Below are 12,311 nucleotides of genomic sequence, written 5' to 3' on the forward strand. Positions count from 1 at the left end.
AAAATAGATGAATTTTTGGCTGTTTAAAAATATAGTAATTGTTTTAAATCTCAATCAACATTTTTAATAATTATTTATTATATTTTTATTTAAAGTACTCGTATATATTATTCTTTTTTTACGAAAACAAAATTAGTGGACAAATTAGCAAATCCGTTGATTGTCCATTTTTTATTATTTTGTTTTGATTTTTTTAATTTTATGTAATTTAAAGTTGTTTGTCACTTCCCTTTTGTTATCTTCAACACACAACACTTGTAGTTTGCTAATTTCTGTTTTTTGCCTTGGCTTTATGAAATGATGTGGGTATTTTCCATTTCTTGATAATCATATTTGATTTTTTCGTATCATTCTTTTCATACGCTTTATCGATTAATTTTTGTCGCGCCTTTTTTTTAAATCAATTAAAAAAACAACTTTATTTAATTAATTTACTAAATCTATTTTTTACAGTTATTCACATTTCGCCATCAATAACAAAACTTTCTAACTTAGTACTGAATTGAAGTTATTGTTAAAGAATGTGTGATAAGGCGGTCATGTGTAATACTTGCTATCCAACTTTTTATTTGGAAATTAAGTAAATAAAATTTTTTGATTTGAAAAAGATTCTTTTATACAAAACAAGAATTTGTTTAACTTTATGTAAATAATCGATTTTGAAGCAAAAAAATGTTACTTACTGACCAAAATTATGAATTATTATTTGTATAGTTTTAGTTTCTTAATAAAGAACTTGAATTGTTTTGGTTATTTATTTCCATTTGATTGATTTCAATTAATCACATCAAATCATCACTAAAATGTGTAGTAATATTTAAGTTTGCATTATTGCACTGCTTTTTCTTTTTAATTTTGTGTTATTTTATCGATTATAAATTTAAAATATATCCGAAACAAATGGTAATTTTGTATGTAGCACTCTAATTGATATTGATTTTTTAAAAAATTGGTTGAAAAGAAAATAACTATGAAGAAGTTCTGCAGCAATTAAAAATAATGCAGTTGTACTTAAAATAATTGTTTTGAATGTGTTGGTACTTACATTGTTTCATAGTGATCTATTAACTTATCTAACTTTTATTAATGCAAAATTGATATTTAGAAATTAATGGCATCTTTTTGAATGAAACTTTGGTAAAAATAATGTTTAAACTTTCGAAAGTTTACCTGCATGAGGGGACAACCATTAGCATCTTAATTTGTATCCTAAATTAGGATTTTATTTTTCTAATTTAGGGAATTAATGATTTTTCAACTGTTACGATTTTATCTATTTTTTTTTTTAAAAGGAATATAATTATTAATGCTAATATATCTAGGAGGCATGCAATATGCTTAAACTCAAGAAAAATATACTACTTATTGGATTTTCTTTAGCAATTCCGTTGATTGGTGGAATTGCATCTGCTTGCAGCACCGCTGGCACTGGCGGCCAAAGAAATCAAGGCACAAATGAGTCTCTACCAGGCCAACAAAATAACCCTGGGGGAAATAATAACCAAACCCCGCCAGGAAATAATAATCAAACTCAACCTGGAGGGGCAGATAACAAACAGGCCGAGTTAGAAAAAGACAAACAAGCTGTCTTAGCTTTTTATAAAAAAATAAATCATACTAAAGTTCAAACTAAAAATACAACCAAAAAAAACCAAAGATGTTGCTGACCAATTTAGAGAAAAAGTTAAATCTTCATCTATTGCTGAACAGATTAAATTCATTAATGAAGAAATTAAAGAAACAAGTCAACATCTACCATCTGATTTAACTGCTCCCCAAACTTTTGACTTAAAAATTAGTGCTAATTTTAATCCACGTTTGGGTGAAATAACTTTTAAATTTACTCTACTTAAAAATGGAAAAAGTTATGATATAAATGGATTACCTAAGGATCTTGATATCTTTGAAAAACAAGGACTTACTTATCGATTTGGAAAAGATATTGGTGTTACAGGGTACACTAAAGAAAATGGTTCATTTAATATAACCCCTTCGACCAAAAATAATAAAACCAAGAAATAAGATGTATTCAAATACATAAATCTGAAATGAAAATTTTGGGTGATGTGTAATTAAAAGTCTAGTTTTGTTTGGTAAGAATTAGATAATTCGAAAAAAGAGATTAATCTTTCAAGTCATTTGATGAGAAATAAATTATTACGTAAAATTTGAATCAACATATTTTAGTGATTATTATCTTTTTGCTTTGCAAATTCTAGTAAAAGTTTAATTTTTTGAAGAAAAAAATCATGGATAATCACCAACTAAGTTGATTGTCCATTTTTATTTCTTATTTTGACCATTATTTAGTTATTTTAGACGTCAAAACTATTTATTACTTTTTCTTCTATTATGTTCGATGCATAACATTTGTAAATTATTAATTTCTGTTTTGCCGCCTTGGCTTCACGGAACGATGTGATCGCCTTCCATTTCTTGATAGTCGTATTTGATCTTTTCACGCCCTTCTTTTTGACACGCTTTACATATTCCGTCATTTTTTTTGTAAACAGTTATTTTATGCTCTTTTTTAAACTGTCTTAAATTTAAATGGCTTTCATTCTTATCAAAAACATATCAGTAAATTCTTTTTATGAATCGATTATCTCTAACATTAATTTTTATTAAGAATCCATGTTTTTGGTATATAATCTTTTGGTAAATATATTGTAAAGTTTTCCTTACAAACTTTTATGTTGATACGGCTAGTTATCTGTATCTTCTTAGCAAGAAATTGCATGCCCAAAAGGAAGTAACATAAAATGGCGAAATATGAAGTCATGTTGCTTGTTAGCGGAAAGATTTCTCCAGAACAAGCAACAAGTATTACTGATCAATTAAAACAAAATATTAAAACTGAATCCATCGAAACAAAATATCTAGGAATTAAAAATTTAGCATACCAAATTAAAAAGGAAAGTACTGCTCATTATTTTTTACTTAATTTTAATGGTGATGCGAAATCAACTTTTGATTTTAATCGATTAACGTTAATTAATAAATCGGTATTGCGACATTTAATTATTAATCTTGAAAAAGATTATGGTTGAAGGGCAGTAAATAACGAAAAAAAGGTCCGATTAGCAAAACATCGTTTGGCTAAATATGAAGAAATTATGGCCAATCCTGACGCTCCACGGCCGTTACCGCGAAAAGCCCGCTACGAACGGCCAAAACGTCGCGATGAATGGGACATTGTATTGCGGGTTACTGATTCTGGAATCGAAGAACCTCTTAAACGAACCCCACCCATTAAAAGAAAAGGGATTGAATCAAGAAAACCAGATACACTTGAACCTCAAGGAGAATAAAGCGGTATGAATCGGGTATTTCTTGCGGGATATTTAGCAAGCGATCCTAGTAGTGTTCCAACATCAACCGGAACGATGGGCACAAGAATTTCGATCGCTGCAAAAGATGTACGAAATTCAAGCGAAACCCATTTTGTTAATTGTGTTGCATGACAACAAACAGCAAAGTTCATTTCCACATATTTAAAAAAAGGTGACTTTTTAGTTGTTGAGGCCCGCTTGACAGTTAATAAATACATTTCCAAAGAGGGAAAAAATGTTTCCAGTTTAAGTGTAGTCATTGACAGCGTGAGAACCACAAATACAAATAAAACCAAAATTCAATCAACCAATGATTTTTCCCAGTTTTCCAAAGGTATTCATAATAAAAACCAATTTGAAAACTATATGGAAGAAGAAGTTGCTAATCTAGAAGCAGCCTTTCCCGATACAGTCGACTTAGATGTAAGTGATGCGTTTGTTACCAAATCAGTTAATGATAATCTAATCACGACTAATTTTGATAATAAACCAGTTTCTGAAAAGACCAGTAAAGTTAAAGATGAAGAAAATGACGATGATTTGTCTTGACAAGACGATCTTGATGATTAAATATTAAAATAAGGAGTTTTTTAAAATGAACGACGACCTAAATATTGTAAAACAAGCGGCAAATAACATTTCTGAAGACGAACCGGTCAAAAAAGAAGTTGATCCTAATGCTGTTTCTGAAGAACGTAAGGGATTAGGAAGTTTTACCAAACGAAATTACCGACCTGGCGAATCTGGACCAGGATCAGTAAGTGCTCAACGCAAGCGTTACTACCGCGGTCGCGGTCGTAAGATTTGCCATTTCTGTGCTAAGGGCGTTTTGCAAATCGATTATAAGGATGCAGAAACCTTAAAACGCTATACCAGTTTATACGGGAAAATTATGTCACGGCGGCAAACCGGGAACTGTGCATCGCACCAAAGACATTTAGCTAACAGCATTAAACGGGCGAGGATTGTGGCTTTATTACCATTTGTTCGTGAATAAAATTTACTTTCTTTGAAAGGAGCACTTAAATGAATGATCACCAAATTAGAAAACGAATTGGTCCATCAGTTATTACTCCTGAATTAGGCGTTGAAGCCGAAAGTATGGCCTTAAGTGCATTGTTAAACCAGCTTCCTAATAGTGATGATATTTTCAATAAACTTACTAGCCACGATTTTGAAGATGAAGCCCACCGTTTAATTTTTGGTGTTGCCAAATCATTGCATTACGCTCAAAAAGAAATTGATCCAACAACGATTATTGAAAATTTAATTAGCACCAAACTAGCTTCATATACTGATGCCACTCAAGTGGTGACCAGTATCTTTGCCTTAAAGCCTAATGTTAAATCTTTAGAAAGTTATTTTTCAGTAATTAAAATGGCTTCGATTTTGCGCGAGTTAAGAAATCTTGGTGTTGAGATGCAAAATCTGGAAGTTGATTCAGCAAATTTCGATGATCGTTTGGTGGAAATTGAACAACGCTTTTTAGCCATTTCCAAAGAACGGATTGGCGATGAAATTATTCCGTGAAGACAACACGTTGAACACTTTCGTGACAAATTAAAACAAGCTATTAAAGGCGACATTATTACCGGGATTCAAACCGGATATCCGGGAATTGATAAACTAACTAATGGTTTCCAACCCGGCGACTTAATTATTCTTGCCGCCCGTCCTGGTCAAGGTAAAACCGCCTTATCGATTAATTTTTTAATTAACTGTGCCAAAAATCTTAAAAATAACGAAATTGTTGTGATGTTTTCTTTAGAAATGGGGATTGATCAAATTTTGCACCGGGTTACTGCTTGTGAATCCATGGTTAATTTTACTTTTGCTAATTTTAAAAACTTATCGCCAGAAGATAATGCTAGCATTTCTTATAGTTTAAGCGAAGTGGAAAACTTATCAATTGTGATTGATGATTCTAGTAATTTAACCATTAGCGAGATTCAAAGCCGATTAAAGCATTTGGCAAATACTCACAAATTAAAACTTGTTATTGTGGATTATTTGCAATTGTTAAGAGCCACAAAACAAGATTCCAATTTAAACCGTCAACAAATTGTGACGTTAATTTCCCATAGTTTAAAACAAGCTGCACGTACTTTTAATGTGCCAATTTTAGCATTAGCCCAATTATCACGAAAAATTGAAGAACGCCGTGGCCCAAGCAGTACGCCCATCTTGTCAGACCTGCGAGAATCAGGTTCGATCGAACAGGATGCTGATCTTGTTTGTTTTTTAAATTCGCCACTAAAAGACGATGAAAGCAATGATGAAGGCTTAAACGAAAATCCCGAAATTGAATTTATTATTGCTAAGCACCGGAATGGGCCAACTGGCAAAGTGATTTTAAGTTTTGCTAAACGCATTGGCAAGTTTACTTCAGTTGCATATGATCATGATTTTTCCGAGGATAATGATGATGTTTAAATTAAAAAATAGAAAACGTGTTTGAAAACCAACCATTTTTTTTGGGATGTTAGTTATTCCAGCCTTAATTGTCTCAGCATGTAGTTCGCCATCATCGCGAAAGTATCTTACTTCAGTCACTCAGTTTACTAACTTACGTGCTGATCCCAATAACGATCAAAGCACCATGGTGAAAATTAGTTATTCACAACGTATCGAAGGCGGTAGCACTCCGACCGTGATGTATAAACAAACCCCATTGCCAGGACAAAACAACGTTCCTAATGATGCAACCATTGCTGCGACAACAACCGTTCCTAGTGCTTTCCAAACAACATATGCCACAGCAGCGAACACTATTGGTTATCAGTTAGCTCAAGTCGCAAGTATTTATGCGACCACGATCAATAACTTTAATACGAAATTAAGGGGGGCAAACCGAATTGATTTATTGGCTTTAGCTCCAAACCAAGATAACAATTTGATTAACCAGTTTCACCAAGCCTTATCAAATAATTTAGTTATCGGGAACGATCGGACCAATATTGGTTTTGGGATTTCAGACATCCTTTTTAATTTTCGCCATTTAACTGCTAGTACAATTAATCACCTAAATGGTGTAAACACTAAACCCTACGGATTATCTGAGACCGACATTTACGATGTGCGAAAAAATAATAGTCAGATTCTAAATAATCAAGAAATTATGACTGCTGACTCATCAGCCAAATTAACAGAAGCTAATCTTGCTAACCGTTTAGTTAAATTGTTTGCAATTACGGACATCACTGTTGATTTTCGTTTCTTTTTAACTGGACTTGATAATACTGGTGTGCCCCCAAGAACTAGTATTTTAGATGCGAATAATCCTAGTCAACAACTAGCAATCAACAACTTAAAAAGACTGTGAAGATTTAAATTTAAAAGCACTTTAGATACCTTTAACTTTCAATTAAAGTTACAAGACATGATTGCCCATGTGAACTATTCAATTAATAGCAAAACTGAAAACAACCGTTTTATGGTTCAAAGCGTTACTCCTTCTAGCATTCAATCAATTGCTCCGATTGGCTTATATTATCCCGAACTAAGTGTTTATAATGGCAACCAAATTATTCCTAATAACTCGGCAACTAAATTAGAATCTACAATTCTTGATGTTGTCCGGATGCAAAATGCTATTTTATCCAAGGAACAATTAGGAGCACCAGTTGCTGCTAATCCAAATAGCAACCCTCCAGTTGTTCAAAAGGATGCCTCGGGTTTTGCTTTACAACAGCAAAACATTCGCAATGTCACTAATAGTTTTATTGCTGAAATTCGTAACGAACGCCCGGTTGTGAACCAATTAAAAAAACAGGTAATTACCCAATTACCACTAACTGCAGCAAATAATGAATCGCCAACCAAACCGCTATTCATCGAAGATTTATTCCACTTGTATTTTGCTAGCGTTACTAGTTCAAATAATAAAGCTCCGTTTGAGTTTTAATTTATGTTAATTGATTTGCTTAATGAATTGCCGACAAATTGAAAACCGTTATTATTAGAAATTAGCAAATTACCTTTTTTTAGAATTCTTGAGCAAAATTACAAACAAGCATGTATGACCCATACGGTGTTTCCTAAACCAAAAGATATTTTTAAAGCCTTTAGTTTTTTTGATATTCAAGCAACTAAGGTGGTTATTTTGGGTCAAGATCCATACCATGACACCAACCAAGCAAACGGCTTGGCATTTGGTATTAATTGTAATGCTAAGTTCCCTGGTAGTTTACGCAATTTATTAATTGAATTAAAAAATGATTTAAATATTGATCAAAAAGATTGATCACTAAAAACATGGGCCAAGCAAGGTGTTTTATTACTTAATACTTGCTTAACTGTTAACGCCCACACACCCTTAAGTCACGAAAATTTTGGTTGGAAATCGTTTGTTTTAGTTGTTTTAAACCACTTGATTCAACTAAAAAACCCACCAGTTTTTATCTTACTAGGTAAAAAAGCATCTGATTTAGTGCGGCCGATAAAACCGAAATATTTCATTTATTGTGCTCATCCTTCACCCTTTAGTGCACCAATGTTTTTTGGTAGCAAACCCTTTTCGAAAGCCAATGATTTATTATCAAGGCTTGGCTATGAAAAAATAAATTGGTAAAATAATACTAGTAACATATGAATAGGATCACATTATCATTGCAACAACAATCATCAAAAATGACCATAGATTCATCACTTGCCTTTATTACTTTTGGCATTTTATTTGCCATGATTATTGTTTTTGCATTCGCTAAAAAAACTTACTTTTATTTAATTCGTAAAAAACGCTACTACATTATTCCTAGAGTTAGTGTTTATGGTATGACGAATATTGCCATGATTATTGCCATTGCAGTTAGTATCATTATTTTGATTATGGCCGTAACCGGTGGTTTGGCTAGCGTTTTGTTTCGCGCCTATCCTGGCACCCGGGTCACGATTGAAATTATTTTAATTAAGATTTCTGGTTTATTATTTGGTCCGATTATTGGGGTAGTATCAGGTGCATTTATTGATGTTTTGACTGTTGCCTTATCTGGTGGTTTTTTTCATTATGGTTATTTTATTGCTGCGATCATTACCGGCATGTTATCCGGACTATTAAGAGTTGTCATCACTTTTTCTAAAATTAGCCGCCGCAATAATTTGTTTTTAGCAATTTATGCTTCGGTATTTATGGCCGTATCAGCGGTTGTTGTCGTTTTTTTAATTCAACGAATTTTGCCTATTGCGACTTCAACTTTAAACTTTAATGTTCCTGGGATTCCAGCCAAAATTAATATTCCCGTTGTTCATTTCTTTTGAGGACTTGGTGCGTTTGCTGTTTTAATTATTGTTTTTGTTTGGACGATGTACAGTGTTTGACTGTACAAGTCCAAGCGTTATAATTACGCATTAACCCGTTTTAACTATCGTAAAATTAAACATGGCAATCATAAAAGTTCATTGTGATTAAATTCACGCAAAAACTGGTACACGTCGTTAGTAAGTGTGGTGGTTTTAGCCGCTAGTGCTACCTTGATTTTAAACATTTTGTTTTTACCAATTTTTGATGCGGAAATTACCGGTCAGCCCTACCCATTTTGGTTAATTTTCCGCTCGATTATTGCTGCACCTAGTTTGTTTGTAATTGATATTATTGTGATTTATCCAATTTTACTTACCATTAGTCCGATTGTTAAATACAATTATGAAGATGAACTTGTTGAAGAATTAAATGTACCCCTATTTAACCAAACATGAAAATCGTTAGATGTCGAAACAACCATGATTAGTAAAGAACAAATTAAAAATTATAGTCGTAGTTTATTGTTTGAGCCTGATGAAAAACAATTACATCAATTAGAGCACGAGTTTTGTGAAATTTTAAACCAATTTGAGCATGTTGCTAGTATTGATACTACAGGCTATGAGACTTTTGATTATCCTGTAAAAATGCCAGCAGGTTACTTGCGGGAGGATACGGTTAGTTTACCTGATGAAGTAAGCAACATTTTAAAATGTGCGAAAACATTTGATGATAAGTTAGTTAAGGCATACTAAATATGCATTCTTTTATTTTAGATTTGCATGAAAAATTAATCCAGAAAAAAACTAATCCAAAAGTTTTAGTAGCCAAGTCCTTAAAAACGATCAAAAAATTTAAAAAAACTAATTTTGTTTTGTGAAAAAACTCTTTAGAAGCTACCCGTATTGGGAAGCATTTAGACATCACATCGTTATTAACTACTTCCCTTTTAGCAGGCATTCCTTACGCTTTAAAAGACAACATTAGTACCAAACATATAGCAACAACTGGTGGCTCAAAATTTTTAGAACATTACATTCCACCATATGATGCGACTGTTTATAAGTTATTAAAAGATGCTGGTGGCATTCTGGTTGCTAAAACCAATATGGATGAATTTGGTTTGGGTGGTACTGGTTCGTTTTCTGCATACGGAATTGTCAGTCATCCATTTAAAACAAAACATATTGCTGGTGGTAGTTCATCAGGTTCAGCTGTCGCTGTGGCTTGTGGATCAGTGCCTTATGCCATTGGCACTGATACAGGTGATTCGATTCGGCGCCCGGCTAGTTTGTGTGGGGTGATTGGTTATAAGCCATCTTACGGTTTAATTTCGCGCTATGGCGTGTTTCCGTATGCACCAACTTTTGATCACGTTGGGGTTTTTGCAAAAACGGTAGGTGATGTAGCCATTGTGGCTGACGCCATTGTTAAGTATGATCCGAATGATTTTACTAGTCAAAAAAGTGACATGCAATTTTTTCAGACATTATTACAACCACTTCAAAAACCCGTTCGCATTGCGTTTACTACCAATCTTGATCCACTAATGAATCAAGCCATTTTAACCGCCTGAAACCATTTAAAATCAATTTTAGCTAAAAACCAAATTGAACTATTTCATGTTGATTTAAATCTCGAATTATTTAAAGCAATTGATCCGGTATACAAAATTTTGTCCTATGCTGAAGGTGCTAGTTGCTACGCAAATTTAACTGGCATTCCGTTTGGTGAGTCGAGTACTGGTAATGATTTTTTAACTAAAGTAATGGATGCTAGAAATAAATACTTTGGCGAGCAATTAAAGCGCCGTTTTACCATTGGTGCGTTTGCTACAAGTAAAGAAAACTTTGAAAAATACTATTTAAAATCCAAAAAAGTCCGGGCTAAAATTGTTGATCACTTTAACCAGATTTTAGATCAATATGATGCTTACATTACTTTAGGAGCATCAAGTTTTGCACCAAAAATTAAAGATGTTTTAGATGATCAAGTTTTGCCGTCAGTGATTGATGATTGTTTACAATTAGCCAATTTTGGTGGCTTACCTTCGATTACGATTCCGTTTGCTAAATCTAATGACAACCTTGATTTAGGAGTTAACCTTACTGCTAAACAATTTAGTGATGAAAAACTATTACAGATTGCATCTTTAGTTGAAGCCATTTTAACCCACAACGGGGGTTTTGTTCATGTTTAATTTTCAAGCAACAATTGGGGTGGAAGTTCATACCGTTTTAAATACCAAAACCAAAATGTTTTCTAGTGCTCCTAACTGTCGTACTGATGCTGCAAATGTCAATTTGCACGTGATTGATCTAGGCTTGCCTGGAACCATGCCAGCACCAAATAAACAAGCCATTGTTAAAGCTTTGCGATTGGCCCAAGCGTTACGCATGAAAGAAGTCAACTTATTAGTACGGTTTGACCGGAAAAATTATTTTTATCAAGACTTACCTAAGGGTTTTCAGATTACCCAGCAATACCATCCGTTTGCTAAAGATGGCTCATTAACAATCGTGGTTAATAACCGTTCAAAGCAAGTTTTAATCGAACGGTTTCATCTTGAAGAAGATACGGCCAAACAATTTAATACAGCAAACGGATTATATTTAGATTACAACCGTTGCGGTGCACCGTTGATTGAAATTGTGACCAATCCGGTTTTTGAAAACGCGTTAGAAGCAAAGGCTTATTTAATTGCTTTAAGACAAGTTTTGTTACACAACAATATTTCTGATGCGAAAATGGAAGAAGGATCAATGCGGGCTGATATTAACGTTTCGGTTCGCCCAATTGGCAGTAAAAACCTTGGTACAAGGGTTGAAATTAAAAACATTAATTCCTTCAATAATGTTGAAAAAGCCATTAATTACGAAATCAAACGGCAAATTGAAAGTTTATTATCTGGGGTTCAAATTGTCCAATCAACTTACCGTTATGATGACACTAGTCAAACCACGGTTTTTATGCGCAAGAAAACGATTGATGTTGACTACCGGTACATGACTGAAGCTAATATTTTACAAATCCAATTAGATAAAAATTGGGTGCAAACGATTTACGATGATCTACCCAAACAGCCCGAAGCAATTATCGAACAATTAAAAAACTTGCAAATCGATCCCAAACAAATCGACCAATTACTTGATTCACAAGAACTTTTACAAGCGTTTAATTACGTAAATGATCAAGTTAACAATCCCAAAGAAGTCGTTCGTTGGTTACTAACTGAGTTACTTGGTTTAGTTAATAAAAAAGAAAACAATACGTTTGAAAATGCAGTTAGTTCAGTTGATTTAAATAATTTAATTACGTTAATTAATTTGCTTAGTGCTGGCGAAATTAACGGCAAACAAGCAAAAAAAATCTTAGAAGTTAGTTATGAAAATAAAAAATCACCACAAGTTTTAATTAGTGAACTTAACATGGTGCAAATTAAAGATAAGGCAGTTTTAATGCCAATTGTTAATGACTTAATTGAAAAATCAAAAGAAAATATTACTAAGAATTTAGCAACCCGCAAAGAGCGCGTGCAAAGCATGTTGCTAGGTTTGTTAATGAAAGAAACGAATGGTCAAGCAAATCCCGATGTTGCAAATGAAGTTGTTAATCAGTTATTAAATGAAAAGTTTAACTCAAAACAATAGATTAATTTTTGTAAGTTGTTTAGCAAAATCTTTGACAAAATCAACCTAATTTTCAGACTAATTACTCGTTTTTTCAATCTTAAGATTAGT

The 12,311-nt window shown here is 33.0% G+C and carries 11 protein-coding genes; 10 read left to right on the plus strand and 1 reads right to left on the minus strand.

All coding sequences use genetic code 4. The annotated features are described in order from the left end of the window. The first annotated feature begins 1,334 nt into the window (after positions 1-1,334). Entirely contained in the window at positions 1,335-1,676 is a 342-nt protein-coding gene (locus ABDB96_RS01790; protein ID WP_343251810.1) for a hypothetical protein, read from the plus strand. A 652-nt stretch (positions 1,677-2,328) separates the two neighbouring features. Here the strand turns inward: ABDB96_RS01790 and ABDB96_RS01795 are convergent. Beyond that, a complete protein-coding gene (locus ABDB96_RS01795; RefSeq protein ID WP_343251811.1) occupies positions 2,329-2,433 on the minus strand; it encodes an HNH endonuclease in 105 nt (34 codons plus the stop codon). Between the two features lie 329 nt (positions 2,434-2,762). Between ABDB96_RS01795 and rpsF the strand changes: the two genes are divergently transcribed. From rpsF to gatB, 9 genes are read left to right on the plus strand one after another with little or no spacing between them, the layout of a single operon-like run. Continuing rightward, the gene (rpsF, locus tag ABDB96_RS01800) at positions 2,763-3,311 is read left to right on the plus strand and encodes a 30S ribosomal protein S6 (RefSeq protein ID WP_343251812.1); all 549 of its coding nucleotides are present in this window, start codon (positions 2,763-2,765) and stop codon (positions 3,309-3,311) included. Positions 3,312-3,317: 6 nt separating this feature from the next. Beyond that, positions 3,318-3,902 carry a single-stranded DNA-binding protein gene (locus tag ABDB96_RS01805; RefSeq protein WP_343251813.1) on the plus strand — a complete coding sequence of 195 codons (585 nt, stop codon included), beginning with the start codon at positions 3,318-3,320 and terminating at the stop codon, positions 3,900-3,902. Positions 3,903-3,927: 25 nt separating this feature from the next. Beyond that, positions 3,928-4,329 (plus strand): 30S ribosomal protein S18, encoded by a 402-nt coding sequence (gene rpsR, locus ABDB96_RS01810; protein WP_343251814.1) that lies wholly within the window; start codon positions 3,928-3,930, stop codon positions 4,327-4,329. 29 nt (positions 4,330-4,358) lie between these two features. Then, positions 4,359-5,765 (plus strand): replicative DNA helicase, encoded by a 1,407-nt coding sequence (locus ABDB96_RS01815; RefSeq protein WP_343251815.1) that lies wholly within the window; start codon positions 4,359-4,361, stop codon positions 5,763-5,765. Beyond that, a complete protein-coding gene (locus ABDB96_RS01820) occupies positions 5,758-7,236 on the plus strand; it encodes an MG095/MPN233 family lipoprotein (protein ID WP_343251816.1) in 1,479 nt (492 codons plus the stop codon). Before ABDB96_RS01815 ends, ABDB96_RS01820 begins: the two co-directional genes overlap by 8 nt. A gap of 3 nt (positions 7,237-7,239) precedes the next feature. Further along, positions 7,240-7,902 carry a uracil-DNA glycosylase gene (locus ABDB96_RS01825; RefSeq protein WP_343251817.1) on the plus strand — a complete coding sequence of 221 codons (663 nt, stop codon included), beginning with the start codon at positions 7,240-7,242 and terminating at the stop codon, positions 7,900-7,902. Between the two features lie 17 nt (positions 7,903-7,919). Beyond that, positions 7,920-9,326, plus strand: a complete 1,407-nt coding sequence (locus tag ABDB96_RS01830; RefSeq protein WP_343251818.1) for an Asp-tRNA(Asn)/Glu-tRNA(Gln) amidotransferase GatCAB subunit C — start codon at positions 7,920-7,922, stop codon at positions 9,324-9,326. Positions 9,327-9,328: 2 nt separating this feature from the next. Continuing rightward, positions 9,329-10,771, plus strand: coding sequence for an amidase family protein (locus ABDB96_RS01835; protein ID WP_343251819.1), 1,443 nt, complete (start codon positions 9,329-9,331; stop codon positions 10,769-10,771). After that, entirely contained in the window at positions 10,764-12,221 is a 1,458-nt protein-coding gene (gene gatB / locus ABDB96_RS01840; RefSeq protein WP_343251820.1) for an Asp-tRNA(Asn)/Glu-tRNA(Gln) amidotransferase subunit GatB, read from the plus strand. The genes ABDB96_RS01835 and gatB overlap by 8 nt, the downstream gene beginning before the upstream one ends. Positions 12,222-12,311: the final 90 nt, after the last annotated feature.

This window comes from Mycoplasma amphoriforme A39, assembly GCA_000723365.1.
In the GTDB taxonomy this organism is placed as follows: Bacteria; Bacillota_I; Bacilli_A; order Mycoplasmatales; family Mycoplasmoidaceae; genus Mycoplasmoides; species Mycoplasmoides amphoriforme.